Source organism: Pseudomonas sp. MWU13-2105 (assembly GCF_023242315.1).
Classification (GTDB): Bacteria; Pseudomonadota; Gammaproteobacteria; order Pseudomonadales; family Pseudomonadaceae; genus Aquipseudomonas.
In genome coordinates this window covers 18143-36371 of sequence record NZ_JALLIY010000003.1, presented here as the reverse complement: position 1 = coordinate 36371, position 18229 = coordinate 18143, and the positions used below count along the sequence as shown (strand labels likewise).

The 18229-nt window shown below is 61.7% G+C and carries 16 protein-coding genes and 1 riboswitch; of the genes, 13 read left to right on the top strand and 3 right to left on the bottom strand.

Going from position 1 to position 18229, the window contains the following annotated elements; all coding sequences use genetic code 11:
- Nucleotides 1–31 precede the first annotated feature (31 nt).
- Complete coding sequence (locus M5B96_RS04940; protein WP_248795468.1) at nucleotides 32–1042, bottom strand: AraC family transcriptional regulator; 1011 nt, start codon at nucleotides 1040–1042, stop codon at nucleotides 32–34.
- A 269-nt stretch (nucleotides 1043–1311) separates the two neighbouring features.
- Here M5B96_RS04940 and antA point away from each other — a divergent pair, with 269 nt between their 5' ends.
- From antA to antC, 3 genes are read left to right on the top strand one after another with little or no spacing between them, the layout of a single operon-like run.
- Nucleotides 1312–2715, top strand: a complete 1404-nt coding sequence (gene antA / locus M5B96_RS04935) for an anthranilate 1,2-dioxygenase large subunit (protein ID WP_248795467.1) — start codon at nucleotides 1312–1314, stop codon at nucleotides 2713–2715.
- Between the two features lie 2 nt (nucleotides 2716–2717).
- The gene (antB, locus tag M5B96_RS04930; RefSeq protein WP_248795465.1) at nucleotides 2718–3209 is read left to right on the top strand and encodes an anthranilate 1,2-dioxygenase small subunit; all 492 of its coding nucleotides are present in this window, start codon (nucleotides 2718–2720) and stop codon (nucleotides 3207–3209) included.
- Nucleotides 3210–3227: 18 nt separating this feature from the next.
- Nucleotides 3228–4271 carry an anthranilate 1,2-dioxygenase electron transfer component AntC gene (gene antC, locus M5B96_RS04925; RefSeq protein WP_248795463.1) on the top strand — a complete coding sequence of 348 codons (1044 nt, stop codon included), beginning with the start codon at nucleotides 3228–3230 and terminating at the stop codon, nucleotides 4269–4271.
- On the opposite strand, the gene M5B96_RS04920 is transcribed toward antC, so the two are convergent.
- A complete protein-coding gene (locus tag M5B96_RS04920) occupies nucleotides 4261–5790 on the bottom strand; it encodes an FAD-dependent oxidoreductase (RefSeq protein WP_248795462.1) in 1530 nt (509 codons plus the stop codon). The genes antC and M5B96_RS04920 overlap by 11 nt on opposite strands.
- Nucleotides 5791–5860: 70 nt before the next feature.
- Between M5B96_RS04920 and M5B96_RS04915 the strand changes: the two genes are divergently transcribed.
- The 5 genes from M5B96_RS04915 to M5B96_RS04895 all read left to right on the top strand — a co-directional run bounded on the left by M5B96_RS04915 (nucleotide 5861) and on the right by M5B96_RS04895 (nucleotide 12984).
- Nucleotides 5861–6319 (top strand): MarR family winged helix-turn-helix transcriptional regulator, encoded by a 459-nt coding sequence (locus M5B96_RS04915; RefSeq protein ID WP_248795461.1) that lies wholly within the window; start codon nucleotides 5861–5863, stop codon nucleotides 6317–6319.
- A gap of 177 nt (nucleotides 6320–6496) precedes the next feature.
- Nucleotides 6497–7369: a helix-turn-helix transcriptional regulator gene (locus M5B96_RS04910; RefSeq protein ID WP_248795459.1), complete on the top strand. Its 873-nt coding sequence runs from the start codon at nucleotides 6497–6499 to the stop codon at nucleotides 7367–7369.
- 354 nt (nucleotides 7370–7723) lie between these two features.
- A complete protein-coding gene (locus tag M5B96_RS04905) occupies nucleotides 7724–9649 on the top strand; it encodes an IucA/IucC family protein (protein WP_248795457.1) in 1926 nt (641 codons plus the stop codon).
- Nucleotides 9639–10850, top strand: coding sequence for an MFS transporter (locus tag M5B96_RS04900; protein WP_248795456.1), 1212 nt, complete (start codon nucleotides 9639–9641; stop codon nucleotides 10848–10850). The genes M5B96_RS04905 and M5B96_RS04900 overlap by 11 nt, the downstream gene beginning before the upstream one ends.
- Before the next feature lie 13 nt (nucleotides 10851–10863).
- A complete protein-coding gene (locus tag M5B96_RS04895; RefSeq protein WP_248795455.1) occupies nucleotides 10864–12984 on the top strand; it encodes a TonB-dependent receptor in 2121 nt (706 codons plus the stop codon).
- Between the two features lie 88 nt (nucleotides 12985–13072).
- Here M5B96_RS04895 and M5B96_RS04890 read toward each other — a convergent pair whose 3' ends face one another.
- On the bottom strand, nucleotides 13073–13573 hold the full coding sequence (locus tag M5B96_RS04890) for a GNAT family N-acetyltransferase (RefSeq protein WP_248795454.1): 501 nt from the start codon (nucleotides 13571–13573) through the stop codon (nucleotides 13073–13075).
- A 351-nt stretch (nucleotides 13574–13924) separates the two neighbouring features.
- A riboswitch (guanidine-I (ykkC/yxkD leader) is annotated at nucleotides 13925–14027 on the top strand.
- Between the two features lie 65 nt (nucleotides 14028–14092).
- Between M5B96_RS04890 and M5B96_RS04885 the strand changes: the two genes are divergently transcribed.
- From M5B96_RS04885 to M5B96_RS04865, 5 genes are read left to right on the top strand one after another with little or no spacing between them, the layout of a single operon-like run.
- Complete coding sequence (locus M5B96_RS04885) at nucleotides 14093–15160, top strand: putative urea ABC transporter substrate-binding protein (RefSeq protein WP_248795453.1); 1068 nt, start codon at nucleotides 14093–14095, stop codon at nucleotides 15158–15160.
- 14 nt (nucleotides 15161–15174) lie between these two features.
- On the top strand, nucleotides 15175–15990 hold the full coding sequence (locus M5B96_RS04880; protein WP_248795452.1) for an ABC transporter permease: 816 nt from the start codon (nucleotides 15175–15177) through the stop codon (nucleotides 15988–15990).
- Nucleotides 15987–16784, top strand: coding sequence for an ABC transporter ATP-binding protein (locus M5B96_RS04875; protein ID WP_248795451.1), 798 nt, complete (start codon nucleotides 15987–15989; stop codon nucleotides 16782–16784). The genes M5B96_RS04880 and M5B96_RS04875 overlap by 4 nt, the downstream gene beginning before the upstream one ends.
- Entirely contained in the window at nucleotides 16777–17490 is a 714-nt protein-coding gene (locus tag M5B96_RS04870; protein ID WP_248795450.1) for an urea amidolyase associated protein UAAP1, read from the top strand. The genes M5B96_RS04875 and M5B96_RS04870 overlap by 8 nt, the downstream gene beginning before the upstream one ends.
- 10 nt (nucleotides 17491–17500) lie before the next feature.
- Nucleotides 17501–18127: an urea amidolyase associated protein UAAP2 gene (locus M5B96_RS04865; protein WP_248795448.1), complete on the top strand. Its 627-nt coding sequence runs from the start codon at nucleotides 17501–17503 to the stop codon at nucleotides 18125–18127.
- Nucleotides 18128–18229 lie beyond the last annotated feature (102 nt).

Below are 18229 nucleotides of genomic sequence, written 5' to 3'. Positions count from 1 at the left end.
GGGCCCCCACACTCAGACAAGGCCCGGCAGCTTACAAGGACCTGTCACGCCGGGCATCGACCCGCTGCAAGGTCATGCTCGGCGTTTCATCGAACAGCTTGCGGTATTCGCAGGAAAAGCGCCCCAGATGGCTGAAGCCCCACCCCATCGCGATCACCGAGATATTGCGCACCGATCGATCCTCGAGGATTTCCTGGCGCACGCCCATCAAGCGATATTTCTTCAGGTAAGCCATGGGTGACATTGCGAAGTACTTCTTGAAGTCTTCGAACAACTTGAAACGCGCTACCCCGGCGGCGGCTTCGATGTCGTCAAGGTTCAGCGCATCACGGGCATGGGCATGGATGAAGTCCTTGGCACGAAGCAGGTAGTGCGGCAGTTTCACCCCCAGGCGCTCGCGCAGCTCAGCGGAATAGTTGTGCGGCTGGGACAGGATCAGGCCTTTGAGCAAGGCACTCTCGAGGTCACGATTGAACAACAGTTGGCCGTAAAGCTCACTGCGCTCCATCTCTTCGATGAAATGCCTGACCGTGCGCCACCAGGAGGCAACTGCCCCGTTCACCGCATCCATTTCGGGCTCAAAACGCAGGGCGCTGTCCAGGGGATGCTGCAACATGTCCTCCAGGGTCTTGCGCATGGCACTGCGGGTGATCACCACCTGCAGCTTGCGACAATCGCCGGTGATGCTCAGTTGCTGGCTCTCGTTGGGCGAGACGATGACGCCATGGTCACGATCGGAGCGCAACAGCAGCCCGCCCCGGCTCAGTTCCTGCTCACCACTCAACGGCAGGCTCAGGCTGTAGCTGTTGAAACTGTCGAGGTCGCTGACCCCTACCGTGACATCGGTGCCGTACTCGATGATACCCAGGGTGGTCGACATCGATTTGAGCACGTTGCCACTGTGGTGGAACTGGATACTGTCGGGTTTGCTCGCATAGAGCAAATGCGGACCGCAGATCGTCGACATCCATGAGTGCGCCCCTGCCAGGTCGAAGTGATCGGCATGGATGTCCCGAAAATGATGTTCGCGCTCGCTACTCATCGGCGTTACTCAACAAGGCTGTTATCGGTACGCGCTCTGACGGCGCGTTCGCGGGTACAGAAGCAATCCCCACGCCAAGTCATCCTTGCACAACAGGCCGGTCGCCGGGGACTGCCCCGTGGCTAGACGACCCGTTTTCCGATATTTAGTGTGCGATTACCGGCCACAAAATTTCCGGACTGTCTTCGCCAACTATGCGGATAGACCGCGAGGTCGACGCGCACTTCTAATGCAGGTACCGATTCGCCCGATGAAACAGGTACCGACTCATGCATTATTCGAAAAGCGTCGCCCAATGGCAGACCTTCATCCAGGGTTGCCTGGACTTCCGTCCGGTCGAGGGCATCTACCGTATCGCCCGGGAAATGTTCACCGAACCTGAGTTGTTCGATCTCGAGATGGAGCTGATCTTCGAGAAGAACTGGATCTACGCCTGTCACGAAAGCGAGATCGCCCACCAGCACGACTTCATGACCATGCGTGCCGGCCGTCAGCCACTGATCATCAGCCGCGACGGCGAAGGCCGGCTCAACGCCCTGGTCAACGCCTGCCAGCATCGCGGCACGACCCTGACCCGTGTCGGCAAGGGCAACCAGTCGACCTTCACCTGCCCGTTCCACGCCTGGTGCTACAAGAGTGATGGCCGCCTGGTCAAGGTCAAGGCGCCGGGTGAATACCCCGAGGGTTTCGACAAGGCCACCCGCGGCCTGAAAAAAGCCCGTATCGAAAGCTACAAGGGCTTTGTCTTCGTCAGCCTTGACGTCAACGGCAGCGACAGCCTGGAAGATTACCTGGGCGACGCCAAGGTGTTCTTCGACATGATGGTGGCGCAATCGGCCACTGGCGAACTGGAAGTGCTGCCCGGCAAATCGTCCTATACCTATGACGGCAACTGGAAGTTGCAGAACGAAAACGGCCTGGACGGTTATCACGTCAGCACCGTGCACTACAACTACGTCGCCACGGTGCAGCATCGCCAGCAGGTCAACGCCGAGAAAGGCAGCGCTTCGAGCAACACCCTGGACTATAGCAAGCTCGGGGCCGGCGATGCCGAGACCGACGACGGCTGGTTCTCCTTCAACAACGGTCACAGCCTGCTGTTCAGCGACATGCCCAACCCGGCGGTGCGTCCCGGTTACGCCAGCATCATGCCGCGCCTGGTCGAGGAATATGGCCAGGACAAGGCCGAGTGGATGATGCATCGCCTGCGCAACCTGAACGTCTACCCGAGCATGTTCTTCCTCGATCAGATCAGCTCGCAGTTGCGGATCATTCGCCCGCTGGCCTGGAACAAGACCGAGATCCACAGCTTCTGCCTGGGGGTCAAGGGCGAGTCGGATACCGATCGCGAAAACCGTATCCGCCAGTTCGAAGACTTCTTCAATGTCTCCGGCCTCGGCACTCCCGATGACCTGGTGGAGTTCCGTGAAGCCCAGCGTGGCTTCCAGGCACGCCTGGAGCGCTGGAGCGATATCTCCCGCGGCCATGACAAATGGCTCAACGGCCCGACCCGCAACAGCGAAACCCTCGGCATCGAACCGACCCTGACCGGCACCGAGTTCACCCACGAAGGCCTCTACGTCAACCAGCACGGCAACTGGCAGCGCTTCCTGCTCGAAGGCCTGGCGCGCAAGGCCGCCGAAGAGCAACCCCTGCAACTGCGTGAGGTGTGACCATGAATTCGCAACTGCAATACCGTGTCGAGCAATTTTTCTACCGCAAGGCCGAACTGTGCGACGCCCAGGACTGGGATGCCTACCTCGACCTGTTCAGCGAGGACAGCGAATTCCACCTGCCGCAATGGGATTCGGAACACGTCTACACCACCGACCCGAAGAAGGGCATGTCGCTGATCTACTACGCCAACCGCGGCGGCCTGGAAGACCGGGTCTTCCGCTTGCGCACCGGCAAGGCCGCCTCGACCATCCCGATGCCACGCACCTTGCACATGCTCAACAACGTGCGCATCGCGGCGCTGGAAAACGATGAGCTGGAGGTCAGGCTCAACTGGCAGACGCTGTACTACCGCATGGCCACCTCCGAGCAATTCTACGGCCGTGCCAGCTACCGCCTGCGGCCCGACGGCGAGAGCTGGAAGATCGCCCGCAAGCATGTGCTGCTGCTCAACGACACGATCAATTCAGTGCTCGATTTCTACCATTTGTAAGCCACGGAGTACGCGTTCATGAACCACAAAGTGGCTTTCAATTTTGCCGATGGCAAGACCTCGTTCTTCGAGGTCAAGGCCAACGAATTGCTGCTCGACGCAGCCCTGCGCAACGGCGTCAACATTCCCCTGGATTGTCGTGAAGGCGTCTGCGGCACTTGCCAGGGGCGCTGCGAATCGGGCCAGTACACGCAAGACTATGTCGACGACGAAGTGTTAAGTAAAACCGACCTGGCGCAAGGCCGGATGCTCTCGTGCCAGACCCGCGTGCAGTCCGCCGCGTCCTTTTACTTCGACTTCGATTCGAGCCTGTGCAATGCCGGCGCCACCCAGCGCCTGCAGGCCGTGATCAGCAAGGTCGAACAGGTCTCCAGCAGCACAGCGATCCTGCATCTCGACGCCAGTTCCAGCGAGCGGCTGCTGGACTTCCTGCCCGGCCAATACGCACGCCTGAAAGTGCCTGGCACCGAGGCCTGGCGCTCCTATTCGTTCGCCAACCAGCCCAACCCGGGCAATCAGCTGCGCTTCCTTATCCGGCTGCTACCGGATGGGATGATGAGCAATTTTATCCGCGAGCGTTGCCAGCCCGGGCAGACACTGGAGTTCGAGGCCCCGCTGGGCAGTTTCTATCTGCGGCAGGTCAACAAACCGTTGGTGATGGTCGCGGGTGGCACTGGCCTTTCGGCGTTTCTCGGCATGCTCGATGAGATTGCCGCCAAGGGCGGATGTGGGCAACCGGTCCAGTTGTTCTATGGCGTCAATCAGCATACCGACCTGTGCGAACTGAGTCGTTTGGCGGACTATCGAACACGCATCGCCGGCTTCGAGTATCACCTGGTGGTCAGCCGGCCGTCGCCGGAATGGCCAGGCAAGACCGGGCGGATTCCCGAACATTTCGACCGCCCGGCCCTGAATGCCAACCCGTTTGACATCTACCTCTGTGGCCCGCCGCCGATGATCGAGGCCGTCAAGACCTGGTTGGCCGAACAAGGTATCGAAGGCGCGCATCTGTACTACGAGAAGTTCATCGAGAGTAACTCTGGAGGTAGCCTTACTCCTTGACGGGATCGGCGTGGCCGACAGCCGCCCTGCCGAGTCCGACCTGCTCGAGGTAGATCTCCAGCGTCGCCACCTGCGTGGCCGTGACAATGGCCCCCAGATAGCCGTCCGGACGCACCAGCAGCCAATCGCCGACAGCGGGATTGTACGCATCACGGAAGTGCTCCCCCGTATCGAACAGGTCACCGCCCGGGCCGAAAGCATGGATACGCAGGCCTGCCCGTGGCGGCACCGAGGCGCGCTCGACCTGATAGCCGAGTAACGTCCAGTGCCCGCCTCGGAACAGGTCGAACAGTCGGATCGATTGACCGCCGGCCCCCCGGACCAGGGCATCCGGGGCACGGTCGCCGGCGACCACGGCACTGGCAGTGTCAGCCTTGCCCAACGCCAGCGAGGATCCGGGATAACCGATATCGAGTTGCTGCACCTCGCGGCCACGGTGCATTGTGCCGCGCGTCTGGGCATCGAGTAGCCTTGTCGCCAGGCCAAGCATCCCCGCCGCCACCGGCCGCCGCTCCTCCTCATAGGTATCGAGCAAGGTATCCGGCGCCCCATGGGTGGCCGCCGCCAGCTTCCAGCCCAGATTGTAGGCGTCCTGCACGCTGGTATTGAGACCCTGGCCGCCGGTTGGCGGATGGATGTGCGCGGCATCCCCGACGAGGAACACGTGGCCGACGCGGTAATGATTGGCCAGCCGCGCATTCATGTTGTACGCCGATGCCCAGGACACCGACTGGATATGAATATCGTCGCGGCCGGTGCGCTCGGCCACCATGGCGGCCAGCCCCTGGGCGCCAAGGTCGACGTCAGCATCGAGGGGGATTGGCCCCTGTATCTGGAACATCGCGGTCCCGGCCAGCGGGCAAAGAAAAATCTGCCGCAGCATGTCGCCATCGTTGAAGCAGTGCCAGACATCACGCGTAAGCCCTGTCAGTAGCACATCGGCGACGACGGCGCGAACGCCCAGGGTCTTGCCCGGAAAGCCGACCCCCAACCCATTACGCACAAAACTGCGGCCGCCATCGGCGCCCACCAGCCAACGCACGCGAATGCTCTGCTCGCCGGCAGGACCTGAAAGACGTGCCGTGACGCCGTCCGCGTCCTGCTCGAAGCCGATCAGTTCACAGCCGAATTCAGGCCGCCGGCCCAGTTCGAGCAGACGCTCGAGCATCACGCCTTCGGTGAGGAATTGCGGCACCATCAGCGGCAATTGATACGGCTCGCCTGGAGTCGGCTCATTGCGCTCCATGACATCAGAATCGCTGTAACCGCCATCGTCACGGTAGTGCCGCTGCTGTGGGTATTCCCCGCCGGTCGCGACGAGCCGGTCGAGGATCCCGAGATCCTCGAACACTTCCTGGGTCCTGGGCTGGATACCCTTGCCCCGCGAGCCACCAAACGGGCCGTCCCGCTTCTCGATCAGGCGAAAGGAAATTCCCCTGCGCGCCAGGTCAATCGCCAGCGTCAGCCCCGCCGCCCCGGCACCGCAAATCAGCACGTCGGCTTCATATTGCTCTTTCATCTCGACCTCAATATGTGTAATTTGCACATATAAGTGTTATCCCGGAGGGAAAATAGTGTCAAGAAATAATGTGCAAAATACACATATCAACCTTCAGATTCGCGAACTTCACGGTGCGTTGGTTGAAATTGTCAGCGTGATGAACCGCCCTCAGCGCGACGAAGCAATGGTTCGAGAGGCCGGTATCTCCCTCGATCGTGCACTGTTCCCGTTGCTGGTTCTGGTTGAGCGGCTGGGCCCGATCGGCGTGGTCGAGCTGGCTGACCGCGTGGGACGCGACTACACCACCGTCAGTCGGCAGGTTGCGAAGCTGGAAAGCCTGGCGCTGGTCGACCGCCAGGAGAACGCGAACGATCGTCGCATCCGTGAAGCGGTCATCACCGGGAAAGGCAAGGTGATGACCGATCGGATCGATGAGGCGCGTGAACGGCTCGGACAGGCCATTTTCGCCAACTGGGACAACCAGGATGTGGCTGACCTGGTGCGCCTGATGCGCAAGTTTGCCGACGACCTCAATGCAGGCCAATAGCCACAAGGCTTTGCCCGAGTCTCAACCGCTTGCCCTCCCCTACAACTGCCGTCCCTATTTCCCAGTACAGACGTAGGATAAATCCCTACGCTTGAATGTCGGATATCATCAACCGACAAGAGCGCCCCCCAACATGGAGCCACTCTTCGAACGATTACCATCAAGGAAGATAACGGCATGAAGCTGACGCAGGACCTTGAACACAGCCACGATCCGCATCTTTATCTACGCTTGGGCGAACTGGTTTCCAGCACCGGAGACTGCGCCTTTGCCGAGCAAATGCTGGCGTTCGTCAACAGTCAGGTGCCGATTCATGGACTCGACCTCAGCGAGTGGACCCTCGATGCCGACCGGGCCAGTATCAGCCCGACCAAGTACCTCGGCAGCGCCGGCCAGCAGCACGACATTTGCGTATCGAACGAACTCCCTCACCCGCTGTTGCAAAGCGTCATGGAGATGGAGGCCCCACTGCTGATCCAGATCAAGACGCCGCCGGGCCTGAAAGACCCGCGGCGCAGCGTTCACCAGTGCAACGCGGTCTCGAGCAATGGCGATCTGCGCTGGGTCATCGGCTTCCATCGCCTGGCAACCTTGCGGCCGTTCTCCCTGACCGAACTGTCGCTGCTCAAGAGCCTCTCCGATACGTTGCTGCCGCTGGTCGAGCACCACGCGCAACTGCTCGCGCAACACCGGACACGCTGGGCCGCCGGCACACCGGCGGGGGCCAAGCACGACGCCTTGCATCAGGCCTTCAGCGAACGCCTGGCGCAGGATGCCATCAACCTTTCCGCCCGCGAGCAAGAGGTTTGCCTGGGCCTGCTGACCGGTATCACGGTGTCGGAAATGGCCGAACGCCTGAGCGTCAAGAACAGCTCGGTGGAAACCTACCTCAAGCGCGCCACCACCAAATTGGGGGTCAGCGGCCGGCATGGGCTGACACGCTGGATGGCTTTCATGCCCAGTCGGACCAAGCACGTGCCGGCTGTTTCCGCCGAGAGCCCTGGCGTGCCGCTGGGCACGGTTGAGGGGCGACCGGATGACTATGGATAAGCGTGACCGGTCGGGTCATCGACAAAGCCCCCCCTCTGACAGGGTCCTCAGGGAGGTTGTGGCTGCTCCTGGTAAACCACCAGCCCAGACAACCCCACCATAAGACCGGTCTCATTCCAGCGCAGGGAAATATTTACATTTCCTCTGCATGGGTGAGGCCGATCTGCCCCCGAACCCCACCGAGCCCCTGAAATACCTGGGCTAGAGCGGCCTTTGCGAACAGAGGAAATGACCGTTTTTTTGCGTAAAGGTAAATTTAAAGATACAAATAACAATGATTATCATTGGTTTTAGTGTTTTTAATCGCTATCCTCCGCGTGCTTTTCACTCAAGGCCGAGCACAAGGAGTCTGACTTGACGAATGTATACAGCAAGAAACCGCAAGCCCTGCTGAGTCGCTGGAGCGAAGCGCTCGGCAGCCCTCTCTTCCAGACCAACCACATCACCCTCGATGCACTGGTCAACACCCTCGCGCCCGCCGCCGAACGCAGTTTCCAGCGCTTGATCCAGGCGCTGTTTCGCGAAGGCCTGCTGGATGCCGGCGCTCTCGAATACGACGAGCCGCCTCGATGCTGGCTGACACTGCCCGACCGCACCCGCCTGTGCTTCGACCATTTGCTCCAGGGCCGCATGAGCAGCTGGGACCTGCGTGGCGACATCACGGCCTACGGCGACGATCATCCACCACACAAGATCCAGTTTCCCTCGGAACTGCTGACCCTGCTCAACACAGGTCTCGAGTCGCCCGCCGACACCAAGGTACTGCAGCGCCTCAACGCAGAGCTCGACGACAGTTTCGCCAACGACACGCTCTGCCTGGCCTTCCACGAACGCTGGACACTCCAGCTGCATGAATCGATGGACCCGCTGCATGACGACAATCTGCTGAGCTGGCTCAAGGATGAGCCGAGCGTCGCCAATCCGACCTCCCTGCTTGAACAATGGGGCACGCTGGGGCATCCATGGCATCCCAACTACAAGACCAAACTGGGCTTGAGCACCGATCAGGTCATCGATTTCTCGCCGGAGTTCGAAGCCCGTTTCCCGGTGATCCTCTGTGCCTTGCACCGCCAGTTTGCCCATGTCGAGTCACTGGCGGGCACCGCGGATTACTGGCAGTGGTGGCAAGGCCACTTCCCCCAGGCGGCACAGCAGTTGAGCGCTGAACTGACGCGTCAAGGCCTTGCAGCCGGCGACTACCTGCCACTGCCGGCCCATCCCTGGCAGGCCCGCCAGGAGCTGCCGCAGACCTTCGCCAACGAAATCGGCGACCGCTTGCTGGTGCTGACCGATATCGTCGCGTTCAGCGCCCACCCGACCATGTCGTTCCGCACTGTATTGCCAGAAGGCCGACGTGATGCGCCGATGGTCAAGCTGCCGGTGTCACTGCGCCTGACCAGCGTGCAACGCACCGTTTCACCGCGCTCGGCACGCATGGGCCCGCGCATCAGCCAATTGATGCAAACCATCCTCGAACGCGAACCCGCGATCCGGAACATTCTCGGGATCGTTCCCGAACGCCTCGGGGTGCATTTCAAGCCGCAACCGGCAGACGACGAACGTTCCCGCCACCTGGCCGTACTGTACCGGGACAACCCGCTGAGCCAGTTGCAACCCGGCGAAATGGCCATTCCGGTCGGCAGCCTGTTTGCGATCGACCAGCACGGCCAACCGCTGTTGAAGCAGTGGGTGCGGCTGGCCAAGGGCACGGACGACAGCGACGCCATGCAAGCGTTCTTCCACGACTACGTGTCGATTGCGTTACCTGGCCTGCTGGGCATGTACCTGCGCTACGGCGTGGCGTTCGAGGCCCACCAGCAAAACAGCTTCATGATCATGGCCGCGGACGGACAACTGAGCCGCCTGTTGCTGCGGGACTTCGGTGATATCCGGATCGACCGCAAGACCCTGCATGCACAGGGTCTGGACATCGAACTGCACGATCCGAAGATGACGCTCTATGACGACGCCGGCTTCGTGCGCGACAAGTTGCTGCATACGGTCTTCATGTGTCACCTGGGCGAACTGGTATTGCTCGGCGCCCGCCACTTCGACATCCCCCAGGCCCTGCTCTGGGGTGAATTGGCGACGCAGGTCAGCCAGTGCTTCGATGCCCTGCGCGAGCAGGTGGAACCACAGCGCTGGGCGAGCGAACGTCAGGCCCTGCTGGAACAGGACTGGCCGGCCAAGTCGTTCATGCGCATGCGCCTGCTCGACAGTCACGCCGATATCGTCGGGAGACTGCGCAACCCGCTGAGCGTCAACGCCGATGGCAGCTAACCACACGGCGTTGCGCTTGCTGGTCGGGATCCAGTTGGTATCCATGGGCGCCATGGAAATGAGCGGCCCCTTCTGGCCCCTGCAGATCCAGAAGCTGCTCGGCGCCGCCAATGCCCAGTACACCGGCCTGCTGTCGGCGCTGGTGTACGCCGGGCCGATGATGGCGGCGATGGTCCTGACCCCTTTGTGGGGGCGACTGGGCGACCGGACCGGGCACAAGCCGATGATCATTCGCGCGCTTCTGGCGTTGGCGGTGTGCCAGGCGCTGGCCGCGATCACCTTCGACCCCTGGCTGTTGGTGGGCGTCAGGGTGGTGCAAGGCGCGTTGGCCGGGTTTATCGCCGCGGCCCAGGCCTACGCCCTGGCCTGCTGCGGCACCGGCGGGCGGGGCCAGGTGCTCGCCCGCCTGCAATCGGCCACGGCGGTGGGCTCGCTGGCCGGGCCGGTGCTGGGCGGCTGGCTGATGGATGTCTCGGGGTTCGCCTTGCTGTGCTACAGCGCCACCGCGATTTGCCTGTCGTGCGCGCTGACCAGTCTGTTCCTGCCCAGCGACACGCAACGCCTGCCGCCCAAGCAAAAGCCGGCGCACACGGCGCTGCCCAAGGGTTGGCTGGGGGCAATGCTCGGCGTCATCGTCCTGATCCAGGCCGCCAAGATGATGCCGCAGCCTTTCTATGCCTTGTACGTGGCGGACGTCCTGCACGCGCCCGGATGGCTGATCGGCGCCAGCTATGCCGCCAGTGCCGCCACCCTCGCCTTGTCCGCGCCGCTGTGGGGGCGCCTGTTCGACCGCCATCAGCCGGCACACACCCTGCGCGTCATCGAATGGGTCGCCTGGTCCTGTGCCTTGACCCTGGCCTTTACCGCCCTGGCCAGCGAATGGCTGGGCTTCCTGGCCAGCCGGCTGCTGTGGGGCGTGTGGCAAGGCGCGTTGCTGCCCGTCGCCTACACCCTGATCGCCAACACCGTTGCGCCCAGCCAGCAGGGCTTTGCCCTGGGCCTGGGCAACAGCGCCGCCAAAGCCGGCGCCTTGTGCGGGGCGTTGCTGGGTGGCATCGGCATGGGAATCGTCGGCTTGGCGCAGAGCTTTTGGCTGGTTGCAGTTACATACGCCATTGCCGCCCTGGGTATCCGCGCAATCCGCTCATGTTCACGAACGCCGCAAAGCACTTTTTTATCGACCAACCCCTCTCAGCATTGAAAAAGAACGAACCATGAAAAAAACACAACTGTCCATCCTGCTGCCCTTTATCGGCTCGCTGAGCACACCGGCCTGGGCCGATCAGAGCGAACCCGCCCAGGCGGCCCCCGGCACCCTGCAACTGCAGGAAATGGTGGTGTCCGCCACCCGTAGCGAAACCAGCATCGCCTCGATTCCGGGCTCAGTGCAGGTGATCAATGAAGAGCAGATCCGCCAGCAGACCGGCGCCGGACGCCGGGTCGCGGATATCCTCGGCCAACTGGTGCCGGGCATTGCCCCTTCCAGCGGCGGCATGAGCAACTTTGGCCAGACTTTGCGCGGGCGCAACACGCTGATCCTGATCGACGGGGTTTCCCAGAACGCGACGCGGGATAACTTTCGCCAGCTCAACAGCATCGCCCCGGAGAGCATCGAGCGCATCGAAGTGATCTCCGGCGCCAGCAGCGTCTACGGTGCAGGCGCCTCGGGTGGCATCATCAACATCATCACCAAGCGCAACAAGGGCGAAGAACTGGCGTTCAGCAGCAAGATCGGCATGACCACCGGCAACAACCTCAATCGCAAGGGCTTCGCCTACGATGCGTTCCAGAGCGCCACGGGGCGCAAGGACGCACTGGACTGGTACGTGTCGGCCAACACCGTACAGCGCAACGACCAGTTCGACGGCAACGGCAGGCGCATCCCCCAGGACACGTCCCAGGGCAGCAACATGGACACCAGCACCTACGACCTGCAAGGTCGTTTCGGCTACGAGCTGGATGCCGACAAGAAGATCAGCCTGTCGCTGCAGGACTACAAGGACCAGCAGGACACCGACTACACCAAGGACCCGCGCAACAGCAACAACGCCGTCGCGGTAAAAGGCCTGCAACTGGATGACCAGCCGTACACCCACAATCAGGCCGTCAACCTCAACTACACCGACAAGGATTTCCACGGTCAGGGTTTGCAGCTCGAAAGCTACTGGCGGCGTGCCGATGCGCTGTTTTTCCCGGACTTGTCACGGGGCCGGGCCGGGATTTCCGACAACAACAGCGTGCAGGATGTCTACGGCCTGCGGGCGGCGATCGAAAGCAAGATGCCGGACCTCGGCGCGGCCACCGGCACGCTGGTCTGGGGTGCCGACTATGATCACGAAACCTCGCGCCAGCGCGGTGATCAGTACCGGGTCAATGGGTTGACCTACACCAAGACCGGCACCACCTTTGAAATGGGCCCGGACGTCGCGACCGCCACCAAGGCCATTTTCGGCCAACTGTCCTACGACATCGGCGACTGGACCCTGCGTGGCGGAGTGCGCCGCGAATGGATCGACAGCGAGATTGCCGACAGCATCGCCTATGGCGAAATCGTCCAGACCGGCAATCGCGCGACGCTGCCCGGCGGCACCCTGAAATACAACGACACGCTGTACAACCTCGGGGCGGTGTACCACCTGAACGAAAACCAGGATGTGTTCGTCAACTTCAGCCAGGGCTTTTCCCTGCCAGATATCCAGCGTTTCCTGCGCGACGTCAGCAGCACCTACGACATCCACCAACTCAACGCCCAGGCCCTCAAGGTCAACAGTTATGAACTGGGCTGGCGTGGCAACTGGGACAAGTGGCAAGCCAGTGTCACGGCCTACGAAAACACCTCGGATGTCACCCAGTTCTATGATGCCAACGACCGCGTACTGCGCCTGATCAACCAGAAGGAACGCGTGCGTGGTGTGGAAACCAGCCTGAGCTACAACGTGACGGACCAATGGTCGGTGGGCGGCACCTACGCTTACGCCAAGGGCGAGACCGATCAGAACGGCAAATGGATCGACTTGCCCGCCACGCGTATTTCCCCGGCCAAGACCACAGCCTTCGTCGGTTATGACCGTGGCGACTACAACCTGCGCCTGCAAGCCATGCGCCTGTCGGACTACGACGTGGCCTTCAAGGACAACAACGGTCGCGACATCAAGGGCTACACGCTGTTCGACCTGCTGGGCTCGGTGGCGTTGCCGGTGGGTCGCCTGGAAGGCGGTGTCTACAATCTGGCCAACCGCAACTACCAGAACATGTTCACCCAGGCCAACGCCCGTGCACCCTATCCGAATGCCGAAGGCCGGACCTTGAGCCTGAGTTACGCGGTCGACTGGTAAGACGCGATCCGCGAAAGCGCAACCCTGCCCCTTGGGTTGCGCCGACTCAGCCATTCAGTACGCTATTACCTGCCCACCATTTATTCTTTTAGATCGACAGGATGAATCGACATTCGTCCTTCGTTTCATCTATCCAGGATTCGTGCTCAAGCAAGAACCCACAGCGTTCAAGTACCTTTCTTGAGCCGACATTGTCTTTGTATACATGGGCAAACAGTTGCGTAAGCTGCCAGTGCATCCGCGCCTCCCGGATAAGATGCTGCAGCGCCAGGGTGGCCAGTCCCTGCCCGCAAAAGCGTTGATCAATCCGATAGCCGACTTCCGCGGCCCCCTTCGGTGAGTGAATGCTTTTCAAATTGGCCCGCCCCACTATTCCCGCGATGGAATCTTCGATAACAAAGGGGTGCCAGGTCCCGCGCGCAAAATCGGCCAGATAGCACTCAATATGAGCGGCAACCCCCTGCGACGAGTAGAAGGAAGGGTCGCGCGCGTCAATCTGAGATTCGAACCATTCACGGTTGCGGATTTCGAATGCCAACAACGCTTCGATATCCGTATTTTCCAGCTTGCGAATGCTGATTGTTTTCATGGGGGTCGCCTCTCCTTGCTTGACGGTCCGGTCTTTAAGTCTTCACGCGCCGCAGCATTATCAGTCCAACTCGGATAAGCAATATTTTTTGCACATCAACGGTGGGCGACACCACGTTTGCCGGCATTGGCGACGACCTGGCCGCCCCAATCGAGTGCGAGCCGCCCCAAGCCGGAGCGTAGCCGCGGGCTGGACGCTGAAACAAGCCGCCGTCGCTTCCGGCAAAATCGGCGCTCTCCCCCCGTCGCCGCCCGCTCCGGCTTGGCGCGGGGAAAATCCCGCTGATCTGGCACGCCTCTCGCATTGAGCAGAATGTGCAGGAGTAGCGCGAGCTAAACGCACCACAATTTGCAAATAGTTGGCTAGGGTTCCGACTCGCTGGAAAGCGCGTGACTGGTCCGAGAGCTGACGACCTCCAGTTGAGGTTACACGGCGGGATAAAAGCCCGGGAGACAGACCACCTATTCACCCAGGTGTCGCGCTGCTCCCTGTCCGCCCACCGTCAACTGGAGTCCTACCATGCGAAAGCCCTTTCTATCCGCAGTTCTCAGCGCCAGCGTCGCCCTGCTGATCAGCCTGTCTTCCCACGCGGCAAGCAAGACCGATTTCAACGTTTGCTGGACGATCTATGCCGGCTGGATGCCTTGGGAGTATGCGCAAGCCCAGGGCATCGTCGACAAGTGGGCCAAGCAGTACGGTATCCACATCAAGGTCACCCAGCTCAACGATTACGTCGAGTCGATCAACCAGTACACCGCCGGCCAGTTCGATGGCTGCACCATGACCAATATGGACGCCCTGACCATCCCCGCCGCCGGAGGCGTGGACAGCACCGCGCTGTTGGTCAGCGACTTCTCCAACGGCAACGACGGCATCGTCCTCAAGGGCAACGGCAAGACCGTCGCCGACCTCAAGGGCATGAACGTCAACCTGGTCCAGCTTTCGGTCTCGCACTACCTGCTGGCACGCGCGCTGGACAGCGTCGATCTGCTGGAAAAGGACCTGAAAGTCGTCAACACCTCCGACGCCGACATTTCCGCGGCCTTCAACACCGACGCGGTCCAGGCCGTGACAACCTGGAATCCGATGCTCGCCGATATCAAGGCCAAACCCGGGGTCAGCGAAGTGTTCGACTCGAGCAAGATTCCCGGCGAGATCATCGACATGATGGTGGTCAACACCCAGACGCTCAAAGACAACCCAGCGCTGGGCAAAGCCCTGACCGGTGCCTGGTTCGAGGTCCTGGCCTTGATGGCCAACCACTCCGCCGCCAGCGAAGCGGCCCTGGAGCACATGGCCAAGGCCTCCGGCACCGATCTGCCCGGCTTCAAATCGCAACTGGCGACGACCCAGCTGTTCTACACGCCGCAGCAAATGCTGGACTTCGCCAACAGCGCCGAGCTCCCCAAGACCATGGACAAGGTTGCCGGTTTCTCCTTTGAGCACGGCCTGCTGGGCGAAGGGGCCAAGGACAGCAGCGCGGTCGGCATGAGCTTCGCCCACCAGGTCACCCGTGGCGACAAAGCCAATCTGAAACTGCGCTTTGATCCCACCTACGTGCAGATGGCTGTCGACGGCAAGCTGTAAGCGGAGGACGCGCCATGCACCTGATCAATCGTCATCCCGATCGGCCAACGCGGTTGTTGCTGGTGATCCTGCCATTTGCCCTGTTGCTCTGCGCCTATTTCCTGGGCTCCGCGCAACGGCTGACGGACAACCCCAACGACAAGCTCCTGCCCAGTGCCGGGCAAATGAGCGATGCGGTGAAACGCATGGCCTTCAGCGAGGACAAGCGCAGCGGCGGCTATCTGTTCTGGCAGGACAGTGCGTCGAGCCTGCGGCGCCTGGCCATCGGCCTGGGCGTCAGTGCGCTGGCGGGGCTATGCCTGGGCATTGCCGCAGGCACCCTGCCGCTGTTCGGTGCGCCGCTGTCGCCGGTGCTGGTGGTGCTGTCCATGGTGCCGCCGCTGGCGATCCTGCCGATCCTGTTCATCGTCTTCGGCCTCGGTGAGTTGTCCAAGGTGATGCTGATCGTCATCGGCATCACCCCGATGCTCGCTCGCGACCTGGAACAGCGGGCTCGGGAAATCCCCGTCGAGCTGCTGATCAAGGCCCAGACCCTGGGGGCCTCGACCTGGACCCTGATCCTGCGCGTGGTCCTGCCGCAACTGCTGCCACGCCTGCTGATTTCACTGCGGCTGGTATTGGGCTCGGCGTGGCTGTTCCTGATCGCGGCCGAGGCCATCGCCTCCGAAGATGGCCTGGGTTATCGGATCTTCCTGGTCCGCCGCTACCTGGCCATGGACGTCATTCTGCCCTATGTGGTGTGGATCACCCTGTTGGCCTGGCTGATGGACTGGGGCTTGAAGCGGCTCACCCGGCGTGCCTTCCCCTGGTATGAAGGCGCCCGCTCATGAGCTTTATCCAAGTCAACAATGTCTGGCAACAATATGGCGAGCATGTGGTGCTGGAGGGCCTGAACCTGAGCATCGCCGAAGGCGAATTCTGCACCCTGGTCGGCACCTCCGGTTGCGGAAAATCAACCTTCCTGCGCTTGCTGCTGGGCCAGGAGCGGGCCAGCCGAGGTGAAATCCTCCTCGACGGCCAAGCGCTGGCGGCGGAGCCGGACCCGAGCCGTGGCGTGGTGTTCCAGCGCTATTCGGTGTTCCCCCACTTGAGCGCACTGGACAACGTCGCCCTGGGCCTGGAACTGCCCCAGGCGCCGCTGCTGGGGCGGCTGTTCGGCCAGCGCAAACGCATGGCCCGCGAGCAGGCGGCGGCGCTGCTGCACAAGGTCGGCCTCGGCCATGCCCTGGACAAATACCCGGCGCAACTCTCCGGCGGCATGCAGCAACGCCTGGCCATCGCCCAGGCCTTGATCATGAAACCCCGGGTGCTGTTGCTCGACGAACCCTTCGGCGCCCTCGATCCGGGCATCCGCAAGGACATGCACGGCTTGCTGCTGGACCTGTGGCGCGAAACCCGGCTGACCGTGTTCATGGTCACCCACGACCTCAGCGAAGGCTTCAGCCTGGGCACCCGACTGATGGTCTTCGACAAGGTCCGCGTCGATCCCCATGCGCCATACGCCTACGGCGCGCGCATCACTTACGACCTGCCACTCAACAGCAAACGCAGCGAGGCCCAGATACCTCTCGCTAGCGTTCTGCCGAGCACTTTTCAACCGATACCGGGACTGCCCCATGAATGACACGAGCGTTTTTGCCGATGAATACCTCCCCGGCGGAGGCCACCTTTCCTTTGTTCTCAAACGCGGGCAGCTACTGCGCCTGACCGACCTTCAAGGCGGCGCCAACGTCAGCCTGATGTTGTTCAACGCGCACGAGAAAACCGAGCGCTTGAACCTGCCCGACAGCCTCAAATGCCAACACACCGCCAAGCTGACCGCCGGCCATTGCCTGTACTCGGACATGGGTCGGGTGCTGGCGGCGATCACTCGTGATACCTGCGGTTGGAGTGACAGTCTCGGCGGCGTGCTCTGCGCCGACGAAGTCGCGCAAAAATATGGCCAGGGCCGTTATCAGGAGCTGCGCAACGGGTTCTACCGCAATGGCAGCGACAACCTGCTGGTTGAAATGGGCAAGTGGGGATTGGGTCTCAGCGATCTGTCCATGACCTTGAATCTGTTCAGTCGAGTCGATGTCGACGACAAAGGTGCGTTGCACTTTGTCGAGAACCACTCCACCGCAGGCGCTTGCATTGAACTCTACGCGCCGATGGACACCCTGTTCATCATCACCGCCCTGCAACACCCCATGGACCCGGCCCCCGGGTACGCGCCCAAACCGGTGCAACTGACCTTCATCAGCGCCGATGCCAGCATCGCCGAACACTGCCGTACTTCGCGCCCGGAGAACCTGCGCGGCTTCATCAACACCGACCGCCTGTTCGCCTGAGGACGATCCCATGACCACTTATCCGCACCCCGAATCGGCACGCTATCGGGCCACTGTCCCGGCAGGCGAGCCTTGGCTCACCGAAGTGAAAGCCGGCCAGACGCTGTGCATCCTCGACCTGAAAGGCAACCAGGCGGTTGATACGCTGTTCTACAGCGCGGCCAACCCGCGTGAACGTTACGACGTCCAACGCACCCTGCGGCGCCAGAACAACGTCTACCTGGGCCGCGGCAGCGTGCTCTACTCCAACCTTGGCCGGCCATTGCTGACCATCGTCGAAGACACTTGCGGTCGCCACGACACCCTCGGCGGGGCCTGCGCCCAGGAAAGCAACAGCGTGCGCTATGCCCTGGACAAACGGCATATGCACAGCTGCCGCGACAACTACCTGCGCGCCTGCGCCCATGATGGCCGGCTGGGCAAACGGGACATCAGCCCGAATATCAACTTCTTCATGAACGTGCCGGTGACAGCCGAAGGTGCCCTGACTTTCGAGGACGGCATCTCCGCCCCCGGGAAGTACGTGCAACTGCGCGCGGAGATGGACGTGATCGTGCTGATTTCCAACTGCCCGCAACTGAACAACCCGTGCAATGGCTATAACCCAACGCCCGCGGAGCTGCTGATATGGGACTGAAACCCTGGCTCAAGCCCCTGCGGCTATGGCTGTTCACTCTGTGTCAGAGTCGTTCGGGCCAGACGCTGCCACGCCAGCGGCCTTGATCGCTGTCTGGGGACG

What these genes read in the sequence shown, in the direction of transcription:
- antC (WP_248795463.1), top strand. Translation starts at nt 3,228, where the DNA reads ATGAACCACAAAGTGGCTTTCAATTTTGCCGATGGCAAGACCTCGTTC.
- M5B96_RS04870 (WP_248795450.1), top strand. Translation starts at nt 16,777, where the DNA reads ATGAATGACACGAGCGTTTTTGCCGATGAATACCTCCCCGGCGGAGGC.
- M5B96_RS04880 (WP_248795452.1), top strand. Translation starts at nt 15,175, where the DNA reads ATGCACCTGATCAATCGTCATCCCGATCGGCCAACGCGGTTGTTGCTG.
- M5B96_RS04875 (WP_248795451.1), top strand. Translation starts at nt 15,987, where the DNA reads ATGAGCTTTATCCAAGTCAACAATGTCTGGCAACAATATGGCGAGCAT.
- M5B96_RS04910 (WP_248795459.1), top strand. Translation starts at nt 6,497, where the DNA reads ATGAAGCTGACGCAGGACCTTGAACACAGCCACGATCCGCATCTTTAT.
- M5B96_RS04865 (WP_248795448.1), top strand. Translation starts at nt 17,501, where the DNA reads ATGACCACTTATCCGCACCCCGAATCGGCACGCTATCGGGCCACTGTC.
- M5B96_RS04895 (WP_248795455.1), top strand. Translation starts at nt 10,864, where the DNA reads ATGAAAAAAACACAACTGTCCATCCTGCTGCCCTTTATCGGCTCGCTG.
- M5B96_RS04890 (WP_248795454.1), bottom strand. Translation starts at nt 13,573, where the DNA reads ATGAAAACAATCAGCATTCGCAAGCTGGAAAATACGGATATCGAAGCG.
- antA (WP_248795467.1), top strand. Translation starts at nt 1,312, where the DNA reads ATGCATTATTCGAAAAGCGTCGCCCAATGGCAGACCTTCATCCAGGGT.
- antB (WP_248795465.1), top strand. Translation starts at nt 2,718, where the DNA reads ATGAATTCGCAACTGCAATACCGTGTCGAGCAATTTTTCTACCGCAAG.
- M5B96_RS04900 (WP_248795456.1), top strand. Translation starts at nt 9,639, where the DNA reads ATGGCAGCTAACCACACGGCGTTGCGCTTGCTGGTCGGGATCCAGTTG.
- M5B96_RS04940 (WP_248795468.1), bottom strand. Translation starts at nt 1,042, where the DNA reads ATGAGTAGCGAGCGCGAACATCATTTTCGGGACATCCATGCCGATCAC.
- M5B96_RS04920 (WP_248795462.1), bottom strand. Translation starts at nt 5,790, where the DNA reads ATGAAAGAGCAATATGAAGCCGACGTGCTGATTTGCGGTGCCGGGGCG.
- M5B96_RS04885 (WP_248795453.1), top strand. Translation starts at nt 14,093, where the DNA reads ATGCGAAAGCCCTTTCTATCCGCAGTTCTCAGCGCCAGCGTCGCCCTG.